Origin of the sequence: Kitasatospora purpeofusca (assembly GCF_000718025.1) — a bacterium.
Taxonomy (GTDB): domain Bacteria; phylum Actinomycetota; class Actinomycetes; order Streptomycetales; family Streptomycetaceae; genus Kitasatospora; species Kitasatospora purpeofusca.
On the sequence record NZ_JODS01000008.1, the window covers coordinates 93,017 to 116,135 of the forward strand.

18 protein-coding genes are annotated in these 23,119 nt (G+C 71.3%); 4 read left to right on the top strand and 14 right to left on the bottom strand.

All coding sequences use genetic code 11. The annotated features are described in order from the left end of the window. Positions 1-120 precede the first annotated feature (120 nt). Both radA and disA read left to right on the top strand, forming a co-directional pair. A complete protein-coding gene (radA, locus tag IF01_RS0114225) occupies positions 121-1,620 on the top strand; it encodes a DNA repair protein RadA (protein ID WP_030393746.1) in 1,500 nt (499 codons plus the stop codon). 142 nt (positions 1,621-1,762) lie between these two features. Continuing rightward, the gene (gene disA, locus IF01_RS0114230) at positions 1,763-2,869 is read left to right on the top strand and encodes a DNA integrity scanning diadenylate cyclase DisA (protein WP_051741604.1); all 1,107 of its coding nucleotides are present in this window, start codon (positions 1,763-1,765) and stop codon (positions 2,867-2,869) included. Positions 2,870-2,999: 130 nt separating this feature from the next. On the opposite strand, the gene IF01_RS50980 is transcribed toward disA, so the two are convergent. Next, positions 3,000-3,944 (bottom strand): hypothetical protein, encoded by a 945-nt coding sequence (locus IF01_RS50980; RefSeq protein WP_030393748.1) that lies wholly within the window; start codon positions 3,942-3,944, stop codon positions 3,000-3,002. 182 nt (positions 3,945-4,126) lie between these two features. Between IF01_RS50980 and IF01_RS0114240 the strand changes: the two genes are divergently transcribed. Next, positions 4,127-5,101: an HhH-GPD family protein gene (locus IF01_RS0114240; RefSeq protein WP_030393749.1), complete on the top strand. Its 975-nt coding sequence runs from the start codon at positions 4,127-4,129 to the stop codon at positions 5,099-5,101. A gap of 119 nt (positions 5,102-5,220) precedes the next feature. On the opposite strand, the gene IF01_RS0114245 is transcribed toward IF01_RS0114240, so the two are convergent. After that, on the bottom strand, positions 5,221-6,849 hold the full coding sequence (locus tag IF01_RS0114245) for an MDR family MFS transporter (RefSeq protein ID WP_094745537.1): 1,629 nt from the start codon (positions 6,847-6,849) through the stop codon (positions 5,221-5,223). A 252-nt stretch (positions 6,850-7,101) separates the two neighbouring features. Between IF01_RS0114245 and IF01_RS0114250 the strand changes: the two genes are divergently transcribed. Beyond that, positions 7,102-7,728, top strand: a complete 627-nt coding sequence (locus IF01_RS0114250; protein WP_051741600.1) for a TetR/AcrR family transcriptional regulator — start codon at positions 7,102-7,104, stop codon at positions 7,726-7,728. A gap of 47 nt (positions 7,729-7,775) precedes the next feature. Here IF01_RS0114250 and IF01_RS49265 read toward each other — a convergent pair whose 3' ends face one another. From IF01_RS49265 to nadC, 12 genes are all read right to left on the bottom strand, one after another. Next, on the bottom strand, positions 7,776-8,681 hold the full coding sequence (locus IF01_RS49265) for a M23 family metallopeptidase (RefSeq protein WP_051755334.1): 906 nt from the start codon (positions 8,679-8,681) through the stop codon (positions 7,776-7,778). 403 nt (positions 8,682-9,084) lie between these two features. Further along, entirely contained in the window at positions 9,085-11,433 is a 2,349-nt protein-coding gene (locus IF01_RS0114260) for an immune inhibitor A domain-containing protein (RefSeq protein WP_051755336.1), read from the bottom strand. 350 nt (positions 11,434-11,783) lie between these two features. Beyond that, on the bottom strand, positions 11,784-14,303 hold the full coding sequence (locus IF01_RS0114265; RefSeq protein WP_030393754.1) for an ATP-dependent Clp protease ATP-binding subunit: 2,520 nt from the start codon (positions 14,301-14,303) through the stop codon (positions 11,784-11,786). A gap of 670 nt (positions 14,304-14,973) precedes the next feature. Then, positions 14,974-15,324, bottom strand: coding sequence for a histone-like nucleoid-structuring protein Lsr2 (locus IF01_RS0114270; protein ID WP_030393755.1), 351 nt, complete (start codon positions 15,322-15,324; stop codon positions 14,974-14,976). A gap of 91 nt (positions 15,325-15,415) precedes the next feature. Then, entirely contained in the window at positions 15,416-15,952 is a 537-nt protein-coding gene (locus IF01_RS0114275; RefSeq protein ID WP_030393756.1) for an amino-acid N-acetyltransferase, read from the bottom strand. A 9-nt stretch (positions 15,953-15,961) separates the two neighbouring features. Continuing rightward, a complete protein-coding gene (locus IF01_RS0114280; RefSeq protein ID WP_030393757.1) occupies positions 15,962-16,447 on the bottom strand; it encodes a BlaI/MecI/CopY family transcriptional regulator in 486 nt (161 codons plus the stop codon). A gap of 141 nt (positions 16,448-16,588) precedes the next feature. Beyond that, positions 16,589-16,711, bottom strand: coding sequence for a hypothetical protein (locus tag IF01_RS50985; protein WP_030393758.1), 123 nt, complete (start codon positions 16,709-16,711; stop codon positions 16,589-16,591). 4 nt (positions 16,712-16,715) lie between these two features. Beyond that, the gene (gene lysX / locus IF01_RS0114290; RefSeq protein WP_030393759.1) at positions 16,716-18,272 is read right to left on the bottom strand and encodes a bifunctional lysylphosphatidylglycerol synthetase/lysine--tRNA ligase LysX; all 1,557 of its coding nucleotides are present in this window, start codon (positions 18,270-18,272) and stop codon (positions 16,716-16,718) included. A 99-nt stretch (positions 18,273-18,371) separates the two neighbouring features. Further along, entirely contained in the window at positions 18,372-20,177 is a 1,806-nt protein-coding gene (locus IF01_RS0114295) for a hypothetical protein (RefSeq protein WP_030393760.1), read from the bottom strand. A gap of 240 nt (positions 20,178-20,417) precedes the next feature. Next, positions 20,418-21,188: a hypothetical protein gene (locus IF01_RS0114300; RefSeq protein WP_078879956.1), complete on the bottom strand. Its 771-nt coding sequence runs from the start codon at positions 21,186-21,188 to the stop codon at positions 20,418-20,420. An 86-nt stretch (positions 21,189-21,274) separates the two neighbouring features. Next, complete coding sequence (locus tag IF01_RS0114305; protein WP_030393762.1) at positions 21,275-22,069, bottom strand: type III pantothenate kinase; 795 nt, start codon at positions 22,067-22,069, stop codon at positions 21,275-21,277. A 57-nt stretch (positions 22,070-22,126) separates the two neighbouring features. Beyond that, positions 22,127-23,119: a carboxylating nicotinate-nucleotide diphosphorylase gene (nadC, locus tag IF01_RS0114310; RefSeq protein ID WP_051741594.1), complete on the bottom strand. Its 993-nt coding sequence runs from the start codon at positions 23,117-23,119 to the stop codon at positions 22,127-22,129.

Genomic DNA, 23,119 nt, shown 5'->3' on the forward strand with positions numbered 1-23,119 from the left:
CGGGTAACAACATCGCTCATTCGTGGACCGGCTCCCCCTCCGGCCCCCGCGCGTCCCCGGCCGGCGCCGCCCGGCCCGGCCGCCCCCCGCGTTGTCGTACCCGGACGCTACGGTGACCGCATGGCTGCCCGTACCAAGACCACCGCCAAGCCGCGCCCGGCGTACCGCTGCACCGAGTGCGGCAACCAGCTGCCCAAGTGGGTCGGCCGCTGCCCGGAGTGCAACGCCTGGGGCACGGTCGAGGAGTACGGCGCGGTGCCGATCCGGACGACGGCCGCCGGGCCGGTCAGCTCGCCCGCCCGCCCGATCGGCCAGGTGGACGGCCAGGTGGCGACGGCCCGCTCCACCGGCGTGCCCGAGCTGGACCGGGTGCTCGGCGGCGGCCTGGTCCCGGGCGCCGTGGTGCTGCTGGCCGGCGAGCCCGGTGTCGGCAAGTCCACCCTGCTGCTGGACGTCGCGGCCAAGGCGGCCAGTGAGCGGCACCGCACGCTCTACGTCACCGGCGAGGAGTCGGCCGGCCAGGTGCGGCTGCGCGCCGACCGGATCAACGCGCTCTCCGACCACCTCTACCTGGCCGCGGAGTCCGACCTCGGCGCCGTCCTCGGCCACATCGAGGCGGTCGACCCCGGCCTGCTGATCCTGGACTCGGTGCAGACCATCGCCTCCGCCGAGCTGGACGGCGCGCCCGGCGGCCCGGCCCAGGTCCGTGAGGTGGCCGGCGCGCTGATCCGGGCCTCCAAGGACCGGGGCATGGCCACCCTGCTGGTCGGCCATGTCACCAAGGACGGCCAGATCGCGGGCCCCCGCCTGCTGGAGCACCTGGTGGACGTCGTCCTGAGCTTCGAGGGCGACCGCCACGCCCGGCTGCGGATCATCCGCGGGATCAAGAACCGGTACGGCGCGACCGACGAGGTCGGCTGCTTCGAGCTGCACGACGAGGGCATCGAGGGCCTGGCCGATCCGTCCGGCCTCTTCCTGACCAGGCGTGACAAGCCGGTGCCCGGGACGTGCCTGACCGTGACCCTGGAGGGCAAGCGCCCGCTGGTCGCCGAGGTGCAGGCGCTGATGGTGGATTCGCAGATCCCCTCGCCCCGCCGGACCACCTCCGGTCTGGAGTCGCCCCGGATCGCGATGATCCTGGCCGTGGTCGAGCGGCACGGCGGCGTGAAGCTCGGCAAGCAGGACATCTACACCGCCACCGTCGGCGGGGTGAAGCTCTCCGAGCCCTCGGCGGACCTCGCGATCGCCCTGGCGGTGGCCAGTTCCTCCTCGGACACCCCGCTGCCCAGCAACCTGGTCGCGATCGGCGAGGTCGGCCTGGCCGGTGAGGTGCGGCGGGTGACGGGTGTGCAGCGGCGGCTGGCCGAGGCGCACCGGCTGGGCTTCACCCACGCCCTCGTCCCGCCGGACCCGGGCAAGGTCCCGCCGGGCATGAAGGTGGTCGAGGTGGCGGACATCGGCGAGGCGCTGCGCGCGCTGCCGGGCCGCCGTCGGGCCGCCGCGAAGCCCAAGGGTGAGGCCCCGTCGGCGCCGCCGGCCCCCCGGGCGCACCGGCCGGCGGCCTACCCGGAGGAGGTCATGGAGGGGTGGGAGCCGCTCGACTCCGACGAACTGCACTGACCCAAGCCCTGTCGTTGCCGCACGCAGTTAGACTTTCCCCTGTCTCATTGGTGATAAGGCAGTACTAAGCGACAGAGCAACAGACCGCAGGCCGGCGCCCCCCGCACGAGGCGCCCGGTACGGGGTCGACCGGAGGAGTCACGTGGCAGCCAGCGACCGGGCGGACAAGTCCTCCCGCGAGGAGGCCCTGCTGCGGGCCTCCCTCACCGCCATCGCCCCCGGCACCGCACTGCGTGACGGTCTGGAGCGGGTGCTCCGGGCCAACACCGGCGGTCTGATCGTGCTCGGTTTCGACAAGACCGTCGAGCCGATCTGTACCGGCGGCTTCGTGCTCGACGTCGAGTTCACCGCGACCCGGCTGCGCGAGCTGTGCAAGCTCGACGGCGCCGTGGTGCTGGACAAGGACATCACCAAGATCGTCCGGGCCGGCGTCCACCTGATGCCGGACTCCACCATCCCGACCGACGAGACCGGCACCCGGCACCGCACCGCCGAGCGGGTCAACCGGCAGACCGGCTTCCCGGTGGTGGCGGTCTCGCACTCGATGCGGCTGATCGCCATGTACGTCAACGGCACCCGCCGGGTGCTGGAGGACTCCACCACCGTGCTGTCCCGCGCGAACCAGGCGCTGGCCACCCTGGAGCGCTACAAGCTGCGCCTGGACGAGGTGGCGGGCACGCTCTCCGCACTGGAGATCGAGGACCTGGTGACGGTCCGGGACGTCACCGCCGTCGCCCAGCGGCTGGAGATGGTCCGGCTGATCGCCACCGAGATCGCCGGCTACGTGCTGGAGCTCGGCATCGACGGCCGGCTGCTCTCGCTCCAGCTGGACGAGCTGATCGCGGGTGTGGAGCCGGAGCGCGAGCTGGTCGCCCGGGACTACTTCCCGGAGCGAGCCGCCAAGAAGGGCCGGACCGTCACCGAGGTCCTGGCCGACCTGGAGGCGCTGACCCACGCCGAGCTGCTCGACCTCACGACGGTGGCCAAGGCGCTCGGCTACTCGGGCACCCCGGAGTCGCTGGACTCGGCGGTCTCGCCGCGCGGCTACCGGCTGCTGGCCAAGATCCCGCGTCTGCCCAACACGGTGATAGAGCGCCTGGTGGAGCACTTCGGCGGACTCCAGAAGCTGCTGGCCGCCAGCATCGACGATCTGCAGACGGTCGAGGGCGTCGGCGAGACCCGGGCCCGCTCGGTCCGCGAGGGCCTGTCCCGCCTTGCCGAATCGTCCATCCTGGAGCGCTACGTCTGATCGGACGCGGCGCCACCCGGTGCCCGGTCCTGGACCCGCAGAAGCCCCGGACACGCGAAAGCCCCGGACATGCAGAAGGCCCGGACCGTACGAACGGTCCGGGCCTTCTGCATGGTCCGAAGGACCCGCCTCAGTTCTCCAGGCGGATCGGGGAGCGGGCCGAGGCCTGGCCGCCGGAGAGGCCGGTGAGGTCGGCGACCACCAGGTAGTTGCCGGCCGGCGCGGGTGCCGGGTCGGCGGTCGCGCACTGCGGCTTGCTGCGGACCCGGTCCCAGCCGAAGGTCTCGGTCAGCCCGCCGTTGGCGGGGAGCTGGACCCAGGAGCTGCCCCGGTCGGCCGGGCAGTCGCCGGAGGACCAGATGCGCTCGCCGTTGCTGGCGGTGACGGTGATCGCGGAGGCGGTCCGGCCCAGGTCCACCCGGCAGTTGGTGGCGGAGGAGTTGTTGATGGTCAGCGCCAGCTTGGGCTTGTCCTTGGGCTGGTAGGAGTTCTGGGCGCTGGCCAGATTGAGCGTCACCTGGGAGGAGGCGCAGACCGGCAGGGCCATGATCTCGGCGGTGTTCACCGGGGGCTGGCCGCCGTTGCCGCCCGCCCCGCCGGTGCCGCCCGTGCCACCCGTACCGGCCGGAGTGCCGCCGCCCGAGGTGCTTCCGGCCGTGCCCGCGCCACTGCCCGTGCCGCCGGTGCCGCCCGCCGCCCCGCCGGTGGCGGGTGCCGGGGCGCTGCCGCCGCCGGTCGTGCCGCCGGTGCTCAGGCTGACGTCGCCGCCGCCGGAGCCGCCCACCGCGCCGCCGGAGGCGCTGCCGCCGCCACTGCCGCTGCCGGGACGGGAGTTGTTGGCCGGTCCGCTCGGCGAGGCGCCCGGCGTGATCGCCTGGGCGGGCGTCTGGTTCTGGGACTGGGTCGGTACGGCCTGTGCGGCCTTGTCCTTCGATACGTCGCCACCCCCGCCCTGATCGGTCATCAGCCAGATGACGAGGGCGGCGACCGCGACGGCGGCGACGATCACGACGACGCGCCGGCGCCAGTAGATCGAGGCCGGCAGCGGTCCTACGGGTTGACGGAGAGAGGGCACGCCCAAACTCTACGAGACAGTGTGTGCCCCTTGACGCACCAACACCGCACAGTCACCCCTTCCTTCACATGATCCGCCATTTGCGCCGTTCGGGCGAGGCTGAATGGGGTGTTTTGCACGTCGAAGCGGAATCAGGTGATCCACTTCGGTGGCCGGTCCGGGCGTGGGAGGATCGAAGGGCCATGGCTGCCAACACCGTCACCCCCGCCTTCCCCGCACCCGCCGGCCCCGCCGCACCGCCGGGCGCCGACGCGCCCGCCGAGGCGGCGCCGAAGCTCGGGCTGCCCCTTCCGGTCCTGCACGCGACCGTCCTCGACTGGTACGCGGCCAACGCCAGGGACCTGCCCTGGCGCACGCCGGACGCCTCGCCCTGGGCCGTGATGGTCAGCGAGTTCATGCTCCAGCAGACCCCGGTGAAGCGGGTCCTGCCCGTCTGGGAGACCTGGATGGAGCGCTGGCCCACCCCGGCCGACCTGGCCGCCGAGGCGCCCGGCGAGGCCGTCCGGATGTGGGGGCGGCTGGGCTACCCGCGCCGGGCGCTGCGACTGCACGGCGCCGCGGTGGCGATCACCGAGAAGCACGGCGGCGAGGTGCCGGAGGACCACGCGACCCTGCTCTCGCTGCCCGGTGTCGGCGAGTACACCGCGGCGGCGGTGGCCTCCTTCGCCTTCGGCCAGCGGCACGTGGTGCTGGACACCAATGTCCGCCGGGTGTTCGCCCGCGCCGTGACCGGTGCCGAGTACCCGGCGCAGGCCACCACGGCGGCCGAGCGGCGGACCGCGACCGCGCTGCTGCCCGCCGCCGACCGCACGGCCGCCACCTGGGCGGTCGCCGTGATGGAGCTGGGCGCGCTGGTCTGCACGGCCCGGGGCCCGGAGTGCGGGGACTGCCCGCTGTTCACCTCCTGCGCCTGGCAGCGGGCCGGCCGCCCGCCCTACGAGGGCCCGGCCCGGCGCGGCCAGACCTACGAGGGCACCGACCGCCAGGTGCGCGGCAAGCTGCTCGCGGTGCTCCGCGAGGCGCACGACGAGGTGCCGCAGGCCCGGCTCGACGCGGTCTGGCCGGACGCCGTGCAGCGCGCCCGCGCCCTGGACGGGCTGGTCGCCGACGGGCTGGTCGAGCCGGTCGAGCAGGGCGTCTACCGACTGCCCCGGTAGCGCTCCCGACGCGGTAGCGCCCCCGGCCCCCGTAGCGCCCCCGGCCCCAGGAGGAAACGAAGGCCCCCGCCCGCCGGTTCGGCGAGCGGGGGCCCGGTGCGTTCCGGTGCCGGACCGGGTCAGATCGCGACGGCCTCGGTGTTGCCGATCGCCGCGCCCTTGCCGGCCTCGCCGTCCTTGGCGTCGGCGGGCGGCCCGCCGGCCCCGCGCAGCGGCACCTCCCGCATGAAGACCGCGGCGGCGACCGAGATCACGGCGGCGGCCGCACCCCAGAGGAAGACGGTGTGCATGCCGTTGGCCACCGCGTGGTGGTAGGCGTCCTGGACCGGCGCGGGCAGCGCCCTGAGCGCGTTCGGGCTCAGCTGGGCCGGGTCGCCGCCGTGCCCGGCACCCGCCCCGGCGGCCGAACCGAGCCGCTCGTTCATGGTCTCGGTGACCCGGTTGTTGAACAGCGCGCCGAACAGCGCCACACCGAAGGAGCCGCCGATGGTGCGGAACAGGGTGGCGGTGGAGCTGGCCACACCCATGTCCTTGAGCTCGACGCTGTTCTGCGCGACCAGCATGGTGATCTGCATCAGGAAGCCCATGCCGGCACCGAGCACCACCATCCAGCAGGCGGAGGTGAAGCCCGAGGTGTCGGTGGAGAGGGTCGACAGCAGCAGCATGCCGGCGGTCATCACGACGGTGCCGATGATCGGGTAGATCCGGTACTTGCCGGTCTTGGTCACCGCCTGGCCGACCACCAGCGAGACGACCAGCATCCCGAACATCATCGGCATCAGCAGCAGCCCGGAGTTGGTCGCCGAGGCGCCCTGCACGGTCTGCTGGTAGAGCGGCAGGAAGACGGTCGAGCCGAACATCACGAAGCCGACCACGAAGCCGATGATCGAGACCAGGGTGAAGTTCAGGTTCTTGAACAGCGACAGCGGCAGCATCGGCTCCTCGACCCGCTGCTCGACGTAGCAGAACCCGATCAGGGTGGCCGCGGCCAGCGCGCTCAGGCCGAGGATCTGCTTCGAGCCCCAGGCGTACTCCTGGCCGCCCCAGGTGGTGATCAGGGTGAGCGAGGTGATGCCGGTGGTGAGCAGCAGCGCGCCGAGGTAGTCGATCCTGGCCTTGCTGCGGACCTTCGGCAGCTTCAGGGTGACCACGACGACGGCGAGCGCGACGGCGCCGAGCGGCAGGTTGATGTAGAAGGTCCAGCGCCAGTTCAGGTGGTCGGTGATGAAGCCGCCGACCAGCGGGCCGCCGATGGTGGCGAGCGCCATCACCGCGGCGAACATGCCCTGGTACTTGCCGCGGTCGCGCGGCGGGACCAGCGCACCCATGATCGACATCACGCCGACCATCAGACCGCCGGCGCCCAGGCCCTGGAGGGCGCGGAAGCCGATGAGCTCCGTCATGTCCTGGGAGAGGCCGGAGAGCGCCGAGCCCACCAGGAAGATCACGATGGAGGTGAGGAAGGTGCCCTTGCGGCCGTAGAGGTCGCCGAGCTTGCCCCAGATCGGGGTGGAGGCGGCAGTGGCCAGGGTGTAGGAGGTGACCACCCACGAGAGGTGCTCGGCGCCGCCCAGCTCGCCGACGATGGTCGGCATCGCGGTGCCGACGATCAGGCCGTCGAGCATGGCGAGCAGCATGGTGACCACCAGGCCGATCATGACCAGGCGGATCTCGCGGGCCGAACGGGGCTGCTCGTCCTCGGCCGGTTGCTTCTCGGGGGCCGCGTTGCCGGCCTTGGGGTGTGACATGGGTGGGACTCCCGGACAGGGGGCGGGCGACCGGTGGGGCCTGCGGAAGCCCCCTTACTTGTCGCCCGGCTAGTTTGTGGACCGTGGGCACGGTAGGTTGTTCACTAGCCGGTCGTCAAGCCAGTTTTTCGGTGGACTCCCGGGGCAGGAAGAATGGGCGCACCAGTGGTCGCCGGTCGGGGCGCCCGTCGCCCATGCCGCGGCGGCCGCGGGTCGCCGGGGACCGAACCACGACGCAGTCAGAGGCAGGCGATGGGCACGACGCAGAGCCCCCGTAGCGACACCCGGGCGCGCATCGTCGCGATCGCCCTGGAGCTCTTCTCCGAGCAGGGCTACGAGCGCACCTCGCTGCGGGAGATCGCGGACCGGCTGGGCGTCACCAAGGCCGCGCTCTACTACCACTTCAAGACGAAGGAAGACATCGTCCACGGCATCGTGGCGACCACCGCGGCGCCGATCGACGAGCTGATCGCCTGGGGCCGCGAGCAGACCTGGACCCCCGAGGTGCGGGACGAGCTGATCCGCCGCTTCGCGGCCGGGATGGCCGAGCGGGCGCCGCTGCTGCGCTTCTTCCAGGAGAACCAGCCCGCGCTGCGCGACCTGCCGGCCGGTCAGGAGTTCCGGGACCGCATGATCGCCCTGGTCCGGCTGGTGCACGGCCCGGGGGCGACCTTCGAGGACCGGCTGCGGGCGATGATGTCCCTGTTCACCATCAACTCGGCGCTCTTCCTGCTGTACCAGGACCAGCGGCCCGGGGTCGACCGCTACGTCGGGGACATCCCGGTCGCCGAGGCCACCCGCGAGGAAGCGATCGAGGCGGCCCAGCACGTGGCGCTGGAGATCTGCCGGCTGATCGTCCGGCCCACTCCGACGGACTGAGCGGGGGCGCATGGCCGAGCGGCCCGCACCCCCGCTCGCTCCGGGGATCAGAAGTCGGTGACCCCGCGCGCGGCGAGGTAGGCGATCGGGTTGATCACCGCGCCGTACTGGTTGGCGGAGCGGATCTCGAAGTGCAGGTGCGGGCCGGTCGAGTTGCCGGTGTTGCCCGAGCGGCCGATCTGCTGCCCGGCCGCGACCTTCTGACCCGGCGACACCGCGAGCGCCGACATGTGCGCGTACTGGGCGTACCGGCCGTCGGCCAGCCGCAGCACGACCTCCTTGCCGTAGGCGCCGTCCCAGCCGGCCGACACCACGGTGGCGTTGCCGACCGCGAGCAGCGCGGTGCCGGGGGAGACCGCGAAGTCCACGCCGGTGTGGTACCCGGCCGCGTACTCGGGGTTGCGCACGCCGTAGGGGTTGCTGGTCGGCGCCCCCGGGATCGGCGCGGACCACTGCCGGGCCGGGGCCGGGGCAGGCGCAGAGGCAGGGGCAGGCGCGGGTGCGGGTGCGGGTGCGGGGGCCTGCTCCGGTGCCGCGGGCTCCGGCTCGGCGGCGGGTGCCTGCTCCTCGGCCGGGGCCTGCTCCTCGGCCGGTGCCTGGTCGGCGGACGGCGCCGGGGCCTCCGCCTGCGCGGTCAGCAGATTGGCGGCGATCGCCACCGAGTCCTGGGCCGAGGACTGCTCCGACGGCAGGTTGTACGCGCTGGGGCCGGCGACCTGGACCAGCGCCGGGGCCGGGGCCGCGCCGTGCGGCGCGGTGAACACCGAGCTGCCGGGGGTGGTCGGGGCGATGGTCTGCGCCGAGGCGCTGACCGCGGCGGTGAGCACCAGGGCGCCGGTCAGGACGGCCGCCCCGGCCGCGGCGGCGGTGGTGGAGCGGTTCCGGTCGGTCTGCCTGAGGAAGGCGTCGGCGAGCCGGCACAGGGTCGGCCCCAGCGGGGGGACAGGAGACATCGGAACCTCACGAACACGTACGGGGGCAGCACGCTGAGCCCGTTCGGGCGTGCAGAGTGGGGGACCACTCAGGTGTAACCGTCACCGAGCGGAGTCCCAAACCGTGTGACGTACTACGGCGTGTAGTCATCATCGGGCCGGAGATTCAAACCGATGGAGTAAGGATCATGCGATCGGATGCTCCGTTCATGGGGCGAGGGCCGGGCCCGTCCGCCCCGCCGTCCTACTACTCCCGCTCGTACCCCTCCCGAAGGCTGTGAGGAGCACCACCTGCCGGGCCGGTTTGGACCGTCCGAGTACAAATAATCCTGAAAAGAATCCGGCCCGCCCCCGCGGGTGCGGGAGCGGGCCGGATCGGCTCAGCGGTGCCTGGTCACGGACCGGGCGTCAGAGCTCGGTTCGATCAGTTGTCGACCGGGCGGACGCGGATCCAGGTCTCCAGGTAGTTCGAGGACTCGTTCTCGACCTCGATGCTGGTGCCCGTCTTCGGGACGATGACGCTGCTGTACGGGTTGTCCTTGGTCCAGTAGGACTTCAGGTCGGAGAACTCGTCGACACCCTTGGCCTTCGGGACGACCGTCTCGACGCCCGCCCTGTGCAGGGTCAGACCGTCGGTGCGGCGCGAGCCGAAGGTGGAGTCGTAGCCGTTGATGCGCGGGCGCATCAGCGTGCCGTCCTTCCACTTCAGCGGGGTCGGGTGCGAGTCGACCGGCAGGATCAGGCCCTGACCCGGGTGGTTGGTGACGTTGTTGTCGGTCTGCGACTCGTCCCAGTACCAGATCAGCAGACCGGCCTGGTAGGGGTAGTGCTCGACGAAGAGCGGCTTGTCGGCGAAGCCGAAGTTGTACGGGCCGACCTTGAGGGTGCGGTCGTACGAGACGTACTGGCGGTTCTCCGCGATGTAGTACTGGTTGTACTCGTTGGTGAACGAGCCGGTGGTGCGCGAGAAGCCCTTCGCGGTCCAGCCGTTGTCACCGTTCTCGGCACCGTCGGTGAAGACGTTGGCGCCGTCCGCGGTCACCGCGATGTCGTCCAGGGCCAGGCCCTTGAGGTGCAGGCCGCCGTCGGTGGTGTAGCGGAAGCGGACCTTGACGGCCTTGCCGGCGTAGGCGTCCAGCGGGAAGGCGAGGTCGCCCCACTTGTCGCCCGAGTTGCCGGTCAGCGAAGCCTTGCCGGAGGGGTCCTTCGGCAGTGCGACGCCGTTGTAGGTGCCGTCGAGGGCGGTCCAGTTGGCGCCACCGTCGGTGGAGACCTCGGCGTAGCCGTAGTCGAAGTCCTGCTCGATGTCGTACCAGGCCTTGGCCGACAGCGAGGCCTTGGCCTTGCCGGTCAGGTCGAGGTCGCGGGTCAGCGAGACGTTCAGGTTGTCCGCGCTGCCGCTCCACCACTCGTTGGCGCCCGCGAAGGGCTTGTTGATGGTGGTGGTGACGGCCTTCTTCGGCAGGTCGACGACGAGCGCCTGCGGGAGCGCGCTGTTGTACTCGACCGGGCCGATGTGGTGGGTCGACTCGGTGCCGGCCTTGGCCTTGTCGAACTTCAGCCAGCCGAGCTTGAGCTTGCTCCAGGCGTCGAGGTCGTTCGGCATGTCGCCGATCGAGTTCTTGCCCTCGCCGAGCCAGGAGCCGGACGACATCAGCGACCAGAAGCCGACCGAGTTGTCGATGCCGCTGCCGGAGGTGTCGTAGAGGTCCGGCAGACCGAGGTCGTGGCCGTACTCGTGGGCGAAGACACCGAGGCCGCCGTTCTCGGGCTGCATGGTGTAGTCGCCGACCCAGACGCCGGTGCCGCCGACGGGGGTGCCGCCGAGCTTGTTGGTGTCCGGACCGGTGGTGCCGGCGCCGGTGCCGTAGGCGTACGAGCGGTGGGCCCACAGGGCGTCAGTGCCCTGCTTGCCGCCGCCCGCCGACTGGTCCTCACCGGCGTGCACGATCTGGAAGTGGTCGATGTAACCGTCCGGCTCGTTGAAGTTGCCGTTGTGGTTGTAGTCGTACCGGTCCCACTGGTCGTACTGCGCGATGGTGGCCTTGATCTGCGCGTCCGTCTGGCCCTTGGCCTTCTGGTCGGCGACCCAGGTGTTGATCGCGTCGCGGATCAGGTCCTGCGCGTTGGCGCAGACGTGCTGGCCGCAGTAGTCCGAGCCGTAACGGGCCTCGTTGTACTTGACCTTCACCCAGTCGGTGACCTGGCCGTCGACCGAGTAGCGGCCCGAGGACTGCTTCTCGTAGTAGGTCTTCAGCGAGTCGCCGGACTTGTTGAAGTACAGGTCCTGGTAGTGCTGCTGGTTGTAGTCAGCCTGCCAGAGGGTGGAGTTGTTGGTCGCGGCGTCCGGCTTCTCGATCTGGTTGCGCTGCGGACCGGGCTGGCCGCCGTACTTGATCTTGCCGTCCGGGGTCTTGGTGGTGTTGTCCACCTCGTCGCCGAACTCCACCAGGATGGTGAAGATCTTGTCCGTACGCTCACGAGCCAGCTCGACGTACTTGTCCTTGCCCAGCTTGATGCTGGAGCCGCCGCCGTGCTGCTCGATCTGGGCCGTGCCGGCGAGCAGCTGCTCGGTGGCGGCCTTCTGCTCGGCCTCGACCTTCTCGGTCAGCGGGCCGGGAATGTTGTGCTCAGTGCTGGTCTGAACGGCGTCGGCCGGGTCCTGCGGGACGGGGGCGGCGCCGGCGGCGACCGCCGTGCTCGGGAGCAGTCCCGCGCCGAGCGCGGCTATGACCGCCACGACTGAGGCGGCCGAAGCGGCTTTCCTGGTCATCTTCAACGTTGTGACGTCCTCCCCAAACCGTCCGGCTCTTGGCCTTCCGGTAAACCAATGAAAGACAGGTGGACGACATTTGATCCAAGCGTGGACGGAAAAGATAGACCTTGACCGTGACATGGCCACAGCGCTATCCTCCGCGACTCCGTATCAGCTGACGTGCTGTCAACAACATTGTCATTAAAGATGACCGCAGCTTCGATCGCACCCGCACCGGCCCCCGTTCAGGCCAGCGACCTGCCGGTTCGTGGTTGGGATCACAGTTTCGACGGGGGTACGAAAAACGGTTAGGGCCCCCGGCGCGAACGCCGGGGGCCCTAACCGTTGATGTTGTCTGTTAAATGTTGCTACTTCGTCAGGTCCGGACCCGGCGAGGCGACGGCGGCCGGAGTGTCCGCGACCGCGGACTTCTCCTCACCGCGGAAGGTGAACTTCGCTTCCTTGCCCTCGCCCTCGACACCGACGACCACGATGTGGCCGGCCCGCAGCTCGCCGAAGAGGATCTTCTCGGAGAGGTGGTCCTCGATCTCGCGCTGGATGGTCCGGCGCAGCGGCCGGGCGCCCAGGATCGGGTCGTAGCCGCGCTTGGCCAGCAGCTGCTTGGCCTCGACGCTGAGCTCCAGGCCCATGTCCTTGTCCTTGAGCCGCTCGTCCACCTTGTCGATCATGAGGTCGACGATCTGGATGATGTCTTCCTCGGACAGCTGGTGGAAGACCACGATGTCGTCGACGCGGTTCAGGAACTCGGGCCGGAAGTGCTGCTTGAGCTCCTCGCTGACCTTCGCCTTCATCCGGTCGTACCCGGTCTGGGTGTCGCCCTGGGCCGCGAAGCCCAGGTTGAAGCCCTTGGAGATGTCCCGGGTGCCGAGGTTGGTGGTCATGATGATGACGGTGTTCTTGAAGTCGACCACGCGGCCCTGGGAGTCGGTCAGGCGACCGTCCTCCAGGATCTGCAGCAGCGAGTTGAAGATGTCCGGGTGGGCCTTCTCCACCTCGTCGAAGAGGACGACGGAGAACGGCTTGCGGCGCACCTTCTCGGTGAGCTGGCCGCCCTCCTCGTAGCCGACGTAGCCGGGGGGCGAGCCGAAGAGCCGGGAGACGGTGTGCTTCTCCGAGAACTCCGACATGTCCAGCGCGATCAGCGCGTCCTCGTCGCCGAAGAGGAACTCGGCGAGCGTCTTGGACAGCTCGGTCTTACCGACACCGGACGGGCCGGCGAAGATGAACGAGCCGCCGGGGCGCTTCGGGTCCTTGAGGCCCGCACGGGTGCGGCGGATGGCCTGGGAGAGCGCCTTGATGGCGTCCTTCTGGCCGATGACGCGCTTGTGCAGCTCGTCCTCCATGCGCAGCAGCCGGGAGGTCTCCTCCTCGGTCAGCTTGAAGACCGGGATGCCGGTGGCGGTGGCCAGGACCTCGGCGATGAGCTCCTCGTCGACCTCCGCGACGACATCCATGTCGCCGGCCTTCCACTCCTTCTCGCGCTTGGCCTTCGCCTGCAGGAGCTGCTTCTCGTCGTCGCGCAGGGACGCGGCCTTCTCGAAGTCCTGCGCGTCGATCGCGCTCTCCTTCTCGCGGCGCACGTCGGCGATCTTCTCGTCGAACTCGCGGAGGTCCGGCGGCGCGGTCATCCGGCGGATGCGCATCCGGGAGCCGGCCTCGTCGATCAGGTCGATCGCCTTGTCCGGCAGGAAGCGGTCCGAGATGTACCGGTCGGCCAGGGTGGCGGCGGCGACCAGGGCGGCGTCCGTGATCGAGACCCGGTGGTGCGCCTCGTAGCGGTCGCGCAGGCCCTTGAGGATCTCGATGGTGTGCGGCAGCGAGGGCTCGGCGACCTGGATCGGCTGGAAGCGGCGCTCCAGCGCGGCGTCCTTCTCCAGGTGCTTGCGGTACTCGTCGAGCGTGGTGGCACCGATGGTCTGGAGCTCACCGCGGGCCAGCATCGGCTTGAGGATCGAGGCCGCGTCGATCGCACCCTCGGCGGCGCCCGCGCCGACCAGGGTGTGCAGCTCGTCGATGAACAGGATGATGTCGCCGCGGGTGCGGATCTCCTTGAGGACCTTCTTCAGGCGCTCCTCGAAGTCACCGCGGTAGCGCGAGCCGGCCACCAGGGCGCCCAGGTCCAGCGTGTAGAGCTGCTTGTCCTTGAGCGTCTCCGGGACCTCGCCCTTGACGATCGCCTGGGCCAGGCCCTCGACGACGGCGGTCTTGCCGACGCCGGGCTCACCGATCAGGACCGGGTTGTTCTTGGTGCGGCGGGACAGCACCTGCATGACCCGCTCGATCTCCTTCTCGCGCCCGATCACCGGGTCGAGCTTGGCCTCGCGGGCGGCCTGGGTGAGGTTGCGGCCGAACTGGTCCAGGACCAGTGAGGTCGACGGGGTGCCCTCGGCCGGACCGCCGGCCGTGGCCGACTCCTTGCCGCCGGGGGTCTGGTAACCGGAGAGCAGCTGGATGACCTGCTGACGGACCCGGTTCAGGTCGGCGCCCAGCTTCACCAGGACCTGGGCCGCGACGCCCTCGCCCTCGCGGATCAGGCCGAGCAGGATGTGCTCGGTGCCGATGTAGTTGTGGCCGAGCTGCAGGGCCTCCCGGAGCGACAGCTCCAGGACCTTCTTGGCCCGCGGGGTGAAGGGAATGTGACCGGACGGGGCCTGCTGGCCCTGGCCGATGATCTCCTCGACCTGCTGGCGAACGGCCTCAAGAGAAATCCCGAGGCTCTCCAGGGCCTTAGCGGCGACACCCTCACCCTCGTGGATCAGACCCAGGAGGATGTGCTCGGTGCCGATGTAGTTGTGGTTGAGCATCCGGGCTTCTTCCTGAGCCAGGACGACAACCCGCCGCGCGCGGTCGGTGAACCTCTCGAACATCGTTTATCGCTCCTCAGAGCGGTCGGGCAGTTCGGGGTCCGTCCCCGCCCTGTCCTTCCGCATGCTAGTCCCGCTCAGCGGCGCGGCCCACGGATTCGCTCCCCTCACGGGGAGCGACATGCTGCGCGACCAGCCGACACCAATCCCAACCCGATGTTGGGAGACGGTGTTCCCGCACGCGGGCCGGATGCACCGGATACCGCTACGCCATCGGCGAACAAACGCCGCCGCGGCGCAGTCGGTGGGCGTCCGACCGGTCACGCGTACTGCCCCGGACAGGGTCACGGGCCCCGTCCATCTGCATTCATACCCGGTATCGGGGCGGTTCTCGCGCAGTTTCCGCGGTGGCGGTGTTCGCCTGGCGAGAAGTCGGCCGCCGCTGACGGTCGGTCAGCCGCGGTCGCGGTGGCCGGTACGCCATCCCGGTGGTGCCCGCGTTACCGCTTCGCCCCTCCAGCGTTGCACAGGCCGTGACCGTTCCGCCGCCCGAGCCCGTGCCCGGCCCGCTGCCCGAACGGGCGGCCGTGCCCGCGCCCGGCCGCCGCGGCGCCGTCCGGGCGTACGCCGCGGGGCGCGGAGGGAATCCCTCCGCGCCCCGCGCGTGTGCCGTGGACGCTTCGGCGGGTGCCCCGGGCACCGTGCTCGTCCGGCCGACCGGGCAGTGCCCGGATCAGGCCGCGTTGGCCTTCTCGTAGGCCTCGCGCACATTGCTGGGGACGCGGCCGCGGTCGTTGACCTCCAGGCCCTGCTCCTTGGCCCACGCGCGGATCTTGGCGGTGTCCGGGACGCTGCCGGACGGGCGCGGGGCGGTGCTGCGGCCCGCGCGGCGGGGGCCGGCGAGGCGGCCGCTCTGCTTGCGCCCCTTCTCGACGTACGGCGCCAGCAGACCGCGGAGCTTGTCCGCGTTGGCGCTCTTCAGATCGATCTCGTAGGCAACGCCGTCGAGGGCGAACGTCACCGTCTCGTCCGCCGACCCGCCGTCGAGATCGTCTTCAAGAATGACCTGCACCCTCTGTGCCACGGGCTTCCCTTTCCGCTAAACGACCCATTGCCTAAGGAAAGGAAAGCGCCTTTTCCCGGAAAACACAAACCCCTGACCGTCCGGGGGCGGCTCACAGGTGCAGCAGCATGCGCGAGTTGCCCAGCGTGTTGGGCTTCACCCGCTCCAGGTCGAGGAACTCGGCAACACCTTCATCGTACGAGCGGAGAAGTTCTTCATAGACATCCGTAGCGATCGCCGCCGGGTCTGTCGTACCATCATCGGTTTCCTGGGCCTCTCCGATCTCCACGAAACCGTGTTTCGCGAAGAACGGGACCTCGAACGTCAAGCAGAAAATCCGACGGACGCCGAGCCAGCGGGCGGTCTGCAGCAGCTTCTCCAGCAGCAGGTGTCCGACACCGTGGCCCCGGCAGGACTCGTCGACGGCGAGCGTGCGGACCTCGGCGAGGTCCTCCCACATGACGTGCAGCGCGCCGCAGGCCACCACCGTCCCGTTGTCGTCGCGTTCCGCGACCCAGAACTCCTGCACCGATTCGAACAGCATGACGGTGGGCTTGTCGAGCAGAATCCCGTCACGCGAGTAGGTGTCGATGAGCCTGCGCACTGCCCGCACGTCCGTGGTCCGCGCCCGGCGGATGGTGACCTCCATGGCGGGACGTTATCGTGCCGGCCCCGATCCGGTCTCCCCGGTATCCGGCCCGCTCTCCGGTTCGCTCTCCGGCCCGCTCTCCGCGCCGTTCTCCGCTCCGCGCTCCGGAGAATCCGGGGCCGCCGGATCGGTCGGGAACAGAGCGGCCACCCGCAAGGCGTCCCGCAGCGCCTCCCGTTGCTCAGGCGACATCAGGCCGAAGAAGTGCACCAGGGCCGCGGCCGGATTGTCGCCGGTGGCCCACGCGTCGTTCATCAGGGCCGCCGTGTACGCCTCGCGCGAGGAGACCGGTTCATATCGATAGGCCCGGCCGACGCGCTCCCGGCGGAGCCAGCCCTTTCGGTGCAGCTTGTCCAGGACGGTCATCACCGTGGTGTACGCGATTTCCCGTTCCGACCGCAGATCCAGAAGGACCTCGCGAACCGTGACCGGTCGGTTCCACTGCCACACCCGGGTCATGATGGCGTTCTCAAGTTCGCCGAGTTGCCGGACCATAGTGCGGCCAGGATAGGGAGTGAACGGGGCAAATCTTGTGAAGTGCCGCGAAACCGGCGCGCCGCCACCCCCGGAATCCGGGAATGGCGGCGCGGGGTGCGACGGGGGCGTCCGGCGGATGCCGGGCGGCCGTGCGGCGACTCAGTCGACCAGGTCCTCCTTGGCCTTCTGGGCGCCGCCCTGGGTGCGGATGATGGCCCGCACCAGGAAGCCGAAGCCGATCGCCATGACCAGCGGTGGGACGATCGCGCTGACGTAGTCCATCAGGTCACTCCTCCTCGGTCTGCTCCGCCGTACCGGCGGACGCCTTGGGCTCCGGCTTCACCAGCGGGAAGAGCACGGTCTCCCGGATGTTCTTGCCGGTGAGCAGCATGATCAGGCGGTCCACCCCGAGCCCGAGGCCGCCGGTGGGCGGCATCGCGTACTCCAGGGCCCGCAGGAAGTCCTCGTCGATCTGCATCGCCTCGACGTCGCCGCCGGCCGCGAGCAGGGACTGCGCGGTGAGGCGGGCGCGCTGCTCGACCGGGTCGATCAGCTCGGAGTAGGCGGTGCCGATCTCGGTGCCGAAGATGACCAGGTCCCACTTCTCGGCCACGCCCGGGATCGAGCGGTGCTGGCGGGTGAGCGGGGAGACCTCGGTCGGGTAGTCCTTGATGAAGGTCGGCCGGACGGCGTTCTCCTCCAGCAGGCGCTCGACCATCTCCAGCACGATCTGGCCGTGGCCCCACTCCTTCTCGAAGGGGATGCCGTGCTCGGAGGCCAGCCTGCGCAGCTCCTCGACGCCGGTCTCCGGGGTGACCTCGGTGCCCAGGTGCGCGGAGATGCCGGGGTAGACGCTCACCTCGGCCCAGGGCTCGGCCAGGTCGATCTCGTGCTCCACGCCGTGCGGGTCCAGGCCCTTGATCACCGTGGTGCCCAGCGCGTCCCGGGCCGCGTTGACGATGGTGGCCCGGATCAGCTCGGCCTGGGTGTCGTAGTCGCCGTAGGCCTCGTACGACTCCAGCGAGGTGAACTCCGGGTTGTGGGTGGAGTCCGCGCCCTCGTTGCGGAAGTTGCGGTTGATCTCGAAGACCTTCTCCGCGCCGCCGACCACCAGCCGCTTGAGGTACAGCTCGGGGGCGATCCGCATGAAGAGGTCGATGTCGTAGGCGTTGATGTGCGTCTTGAACGGACGCGCGTTGGCGCCGCCGTGCACCGGCTGCAGCATCGGGGTCTCGACCTCGATGTAGCCGCGCTCCTCGTAGGTGCGGCGGATCGAGCGGACCACCTTGGAGCGCAGGTGCAGGATCTCGCGGGCCTCGGGGTTGACGATCAGGTCCACGTACCGCTGGCGGACCCGGGCCTCCGGGTCGGTCAGGCCCTTGTGCTTGTCGGGCAGCGGGCGCAGGCACTTGGCGGTGAGCTCCCAGCGGTCCACCATCACCGACAGCTCGCCGCGCCGGGAGGTGATCACCTCGCCCTCGACGCCGACCTGGTCGCCCAGGTCGATGTCGGACTTCCAGGCCGCCAGCCGCTCCTCGCCCAGCTTGTCCAGGGACAGCATCACCTGGAGGTCGCCGGAGCCGTCGCGCAGGGTCGCGAAGCAGAGCTTGCCGCCGGTGCGGGAGAGGATCACCCGGCCGGTGATGCCGGTCCGCTCGCCGGTCGCGGTGTCCGGGGCCAGGTCAGGGTGCTTGTCCCGGAGGTCGGCGATGGTGCTGGTGCGGGGGAAGCCGACCGGGTACGGGTCGATGCCGGCCGCCCGGAGCCGGTCCAGCTTCTCGCGCCGGACGCGCATCTGCTCGGGAAGGTCGTCGGTCGCGGTGATGGGACTCTGATCGCTCACCCCACCAGGGTAGCCAGCCCGCGGTGGTGCTCCGCCACGGGATTACCGCGCCGCGCGGGGCGGGGCCGGGGTACGCCGCCCCCGCCCCGCGCGACGGGTTCAGGAGCGCCGGCGGCCGAGGCGGCGGGAGGTGAGGAGCGCGGCGCCGCCCAGGGCCAGCGCGGTGGCGGAGGCCCAGGCCAGCGGGACGGCGTCGCCGCGGCCGCTGTCGGCCAGTTCGCCGCCGTCCGCGAGGCCGGGCGTGCCGGTGCCCGCGGTCCCGGTCGTCCCGGTGCCGGTCCTGCCGGTCGTCGCGGTGGCGGCGGTGCCACCGGTGCTGCCGGTCGCGGTGGTCCCGGTGCCGCTGCCGGAGCCGGAGCCGGTGGAGTCGGCCACCGAGGCCGGTACGACCGGCGAGACCGGCTCGACCGGAGTCCCGGCCCCGCGGTCCGGGACGGTCGGCCCGGGAGCGGGGAGCGAGCGCAGCGCGACCTTGATCCGGTCGTTCTCCGGGTTGGGGTCCCAGCTCATGGGGGCGCTCGGGTAGCCCTCCTCCAGGTCGCTGTGCTGGTTCTGGAAGGAGACGGTGGCGGAGAGCGGGACGGTGCCCTCGTCCAGCTGCACGCCCAGGACGTGGCTGCTGGACGCGCCGTTGGCCATGAAGAAGCCGAAGGCCTCGCAGTCGAACTTGTTGAGCGGGTGGTCCTGGGTCTCGCCCAGGACGCGGTTGTTCGCCCGGCAGTTCTTCGGCAGGTCGGTGACCGTGGCGCCCTCGGGCAGCTGGATCCGGACGAACGGGGTGCCCTCGCCGCCGCTGCGGTCGAAGATCGAGGCCGGGCCCCGGTTGGCGGCCGTGACGGTGAGCGTTCCGGCGCGGCCGGAGGCGTCCGGGGCCCAGGTGCCGGTCAGGCCGAAGTCGGCGCCGTTGTCCGCGAGCACCTCCTGCTCGGTGAAGTGGCCGTTGATGTCGGGGTAGCCGGAGGGGATGCCCTCGGCGGAGTCGCGGGTCAGGGTGGCGGGCGCGCCGGTGCCGCGCTGGAAGGCCAGCCGTTGGCGCAGCGCCGGTCCCTGCGCGGCGGCGGCGTTCGCGTCGGCGAAGACCGAGAAGTCCGCGAAGGTGTACTCGGCCTCGGAGGTGACGGTGAGGTCGAGGCCGTTCAGCCGGACCGGCTCGTTGGGCAGGACCTGGCCCTCGACGGTGCAGATGGCGTGCGTGGTCGCGATCGGCGTACCGAAGCCCTCCTTGCCGAGCTGGCCCGGGTCGGTGGCGTACTCGCAGTTGGACGGCCAGTTCTCGACCTTCAGCCCGGGCAGCAGCATGACCTCGACGACCGCCCGGGCGGCCGAGACGCCGCCGCGGTTGGCGAACCGCACGGGCGGGGAGAAGGTGCTGCCGACATTGGCGTGCTCCTTGAGGGGGATCTCGGCGGTCCGGAACACCGCGCCGCCGACCTCGACCGCGAACTCCTTGTACGCCGACTCGGCGCCGGGCGCGGTCAGCGCGGCGCGCACCACGCCCTTGGTGCCGGGCTTCACCCCGGGCACCGCGCTCAGCCACAGGTGGTCGGTGAGATTGACGTTCGGGCTGCTGAGGTTGTTGAGGTCGCAGGTGATCGCCCGGGCCGCGGTGACGCAGCGGCCGCCGGAGGCGGTGAGCTCGGCGACGCCGACCAGCCCGGTGGTGTCGAGGGTGAGCGTGGCGCCCGGGACCGGGGCGGTGCCGGTCCGGCCGACCCGGACGAAGACGTTCTCGCCGAACTGCGGCTGGGTGGTCGGCTCGCCCTGGATCTGGATCAGGGCGCCGACGTCGAGGCTGAGGGTCGGCCCCGCGGCGTGGGCGGGAACGGCGAGCGTGCCGACGGACAGGGCGGCGACGGCCGTCGCCGCGGCCGAGCCGAGCACCCGGCGCGTGCGGGTCGAGTTCACGGGGGTCCTCTTGATCGTGGGGTGTCCCCGCGACCCTATGGACGGTCGGCCTGACGTCAAGCCGGTTGATCGCCCATCAATTCGTACAGGACGGGAGCGATCCGGCGGCGCGCGCGGTGATGGTTATCGAGTTGTGACCCGAACGATCGGCCCGGGGAACGGCATTGTCGACAGATGGACCGGGGAGGCCGGGCCGCTCGGTGCGGCGCGGCCTCCCCGGGAGGCGGTGGCGGTGCGGGCTCAGCCGGTGCCGGTGGCCAGTTCCAGGTCCTCGGGCGCGGCCGGGTGGACCGGCCGGTCCGGGTGGGGGGCGGCCTTGGGGCGGCGGCCGAAGAGTTCGGCGGGGGTCGGCATCCGGTGCGGCCGGGCGGGCTGCTGGTCCTGCGGGCCGCGGGGGGCGCCCTTGCGGGCGGCGGCGGGCTGCTCGGCGGGGTGCTCGGTGCTGCTCATCGGGATCCGTCCTCCAACAGGGATGAGGGGACTGCTCGGGGGTGCGGCGGGGCTCGGTACGGCGACGAGGTGGCGCTGGCCGCTGGTGAGGGCGAGCCGTTCGCGGACGGCGGCCTCGGCCAGCGCGTGGCAGCGTCCGGCCAGCCGGGAGCGGCGGGAGCGCTCGTGCTGGCCGCAGGGCTGGCGGGACAGTCCGCGCAGCGCGGTGAGGTCCTCCGGTCCCGGGAGGTAGCCGTCGGTCACCGCCTCCTCCAGCCGTTCCAGGTAGCCGCTGGCGCTGCCGGGCAGGGCGGCCCGGTAGCGGCTGAGGTCGGCGAGGAGGAAGGCGCGCAGCCGGCCCCCCTCCTGGACGGCCTCGTCGATCGCCTCGGTCAGACGCAGTGCGTCCTGGACGTCCTCGGCCCACAGGGCGGCGCCCGCATCGGCGTACAGCGGCCGGTCGGGGAGCTGGAAGTGGACGGGGACGGCGGGGTGCAGGGCTTGGGCGAGGGCGCGGCGCAGCACGCGGACTTCGTCGGCGCTGAAGGCCATGCCGCCGCGCGATCCGTGTGGCGTAGGCATGGGCTGACACTACGTGAGGAATATCCGATTTGTCGGTAGTGTCGCGCCGAGCCCCCACGATCGGACGCTGCGGCGGGTCCCCCGGGTCAGCTGGGGCGGTTGCGTTCGAAGACCAGGCGCAGGCCGATGAGGGTGAGCCAGGGCTCGTGGACGTCGAGGGAGCCGGCCTCGCCGAGGACGAGCGGGGCCAGGCCGCCGGTGGCGATCACCTGGACGTCGTCGGGGTCCTTGGACAGCTCCCGGGCCATCCGGTCGACCAGTCCGTCGACCTGCCCGGCGAAGCCGTAGAGGATGCCGGACTGCATGCCCTCGACGGTGTTCTTGCCGATCACGTTGCGGGGGCGGGTCAGCTCGATCTTGCGCAGCAGGGCGCCGCGGTTTCCGAGCGCCTCGACCGAGATCTCGATGCCGGGGGCGATCGCGCCGCCGACGTAGTCGCCGCGGGCGTTGACCGCGTCGAAGGTGGTGGCGGTGCCGAAGTCGACCACGATGCAGGGGCCGCCGTAGAGGTGGTTGGCGGCCAGCGCGTTGACGATCCGGTCGGCGCCGACCTCCTTGGGGTTGTCCATCAGGACGTGCACCCCCGTCTTCACCCCCGGCTCCACGATCACCGCGGGGACGTCGCCGTAGTACCGGCGCGCCACCTCGCGGAACTCGTGGAGCACGGAGGGGACGGAGGAGCAGATCGCCAGGCCCTCGACCTTCGCGTCCGCGATCGCGGTACCCGATCCCTGCGAGCCCGTCAGGCCGTGCAGCAGCACCGCCAGCTCGTCCGCCGTGCGGCGCGGATCGGTGGAGATCCGCCAGGTCTCGACCACCTCCTCACCGCCGAACAGGCCGAGGGTGGTCTGGGTGTTGCCGACGTCGATGGTGAGCAGCATCGGGTGCTTTCTGCGTCGAGGACCGGGGGCGAACGGGCGAACGGGCCGGACGGACGGTCAGGCGCGCAGGTCCAGGCCGATGTCCAGGATCGGCGAGGAGTGGGTCAGCGCGCCCACCGCCAGGTACTGGACACCAGTCTGGGCGACCTCGCGCGCGGTGGCCAGGGTGAGTCCGCCGGACGCCTCCAGCTCGGCCCGGCCGGCCACCAGGGCGACCGCCTCGCGCAGCTGCGGGACGGTGAAGTTGTCCAGCAGGATCAGCTCCGCGCCGGCCTCCAGGACCGGGGCGATCTGCTCCAGGGTGTCGACCTCGACCTCGACCGGGAGCTCCGGGTAGGCGGCCCGGACGGCCCGGAAGGCCTCGGCGACGCCGCCGGCCGCGACCACGTGGTTGTCCTTGACCAGGGCCGCGTCCGAGAGCGCCATCCGGTGGTTCGCGCCGCCGCCGCAGCGGACCGCGAACTTCTCCAGCGCGCGCAGGCCCGGGGTGGTCTTGCGGGTGTCGCGGACCACCGCGTCGGTGCCCTCCAGGGCGTCCGCCCAGGCACGGGTGGCGGTGGCGATGCCGGACAGGTGGCAGAGCAGGTTGAGCGCGCTGCGCTCGGCGGTCAGCAGGTCCCGGGTGCGGGAGCGGACCGAGAGCAGCACCTGGCCGGCCTCGACCCGGTCGCCGTCCTGGACGTGCCGCTCGACCTCGAACTCCTCTTCGCAGACCAGCGAGACGACGGCCTCGGCGATCCGCAGGCCGGCCACCACGCCCGCCTCACGGGCGGTGAAGTCGGCGGTGGCGACGGCGTCGGCGGGCACGGTGGCCACCGAGGTGACGTCCTCGCCGCCGGCCAGGTCCTCGGCCAGCGCCAGGGTCGCGATGTCCTCGACCTCGACCGGGTCCAGGCCGGCCTCCTCCAGCAGCTCGGCGAGCTGGGGGTCCAGGCCGGTCTCGTAGCCCTCGCCGTCCCCGCAGGCGCAGCCGTCGCCGCAGCCGCCGGCCAGCGGGAGCTCGTCGTGCTCGTGCTCGTGCAGGTGGGTCACGTCGGTCGCGTCGGTCAT

Coding starts and splice junctions, on each gene's coding strand:
- radA (WP_030393746.1), top strand. CDS start 121: ATGGCTGCCCGTACCAAGACCACCGCCAAGCCGCGCCCGGCGTACCGC.
- IF01_RS0114240 (WP_030393749.1), top strand. CDS start 4,127: ATGGCTGCCAACACCGTCACCCCCGCCTTCCCCGCACCCGCCGGCCCC.
- IF01_RS0114245 (WP_094745537.1), bottom strand. CDS start 6,849: ATGTCACACCCCAAGGCCGGCAACGCGGCCCCCGAGAAGCAACCGGCC.
- IF01_RS0114250 (WP_051741600.1), top strand. CDS start 7,102: ATGGGCACGACGCAGAGCCCCCGTAGCGACACCCGGGCGCGCATCGTC.
- IF01_RS49265 (WP_051755334.1), bottom strand. CDS start 8,681: ATGTCTCCTGTCCCCCCGCTGGGGCCGACCCTGTGCCGGCTCGCCGAC.
- IF01_RS0114260 (WP_051755336.1), bottom strand. CDS start 11,433: ATGACCAGGAAAGCCGCTTCGGCCGCCTCAGTCGTGGCGGTCATAGCC.
- IF01_RS0114265 (WP_030393754.1), bottom strand. CDS start 14,303: ATGTTCGAGAGGTTCACCGACCGCGCGCGGCGGGTTGTCGTCCTGGCT.
- IF01_RS0114275 (WP_030393756.1), bottom strand. CDS start 15,952: ATGGAGGTCACCATCCGCCGGGCGCGGACCACGGACGTGCGGGCAGTG.
- IF01_RS0114280 (WP_030393757.1), bottom strand. CDS start 16,447: ATGGTCCGGCAACTCGGCGAACTTGAGAACGCCATCATGACCCGGGTG.
- IF01_RS50985 (WP_030393758.1), bottom strand. CDS start 16,711: ATGGACTACGTCAGCGCGATCGTCCCACCGCTGGTCATGGCGATCGGC.
- IF01_RS0114300 (WP_078879956.1), bottom strand. CDS start 21,188: ATGCCTACGCCACACGGATCGCGCGGCGGCATGGCCTTCAGCGCCGAC.
- IF01_RS0114305 (WP_030393762.1), bottom strand. CDS start 22,069: ATGCTGCTCACCATCGACGTCGGCAACACCCAGACCACCCTCGGCCTG.
- nadC (WP_051741594.1), bottom strand. CDS start 23,119: ATGACCGACGCGACCGACGTGACCCACCTGCACGAGCACGAGCACGAC.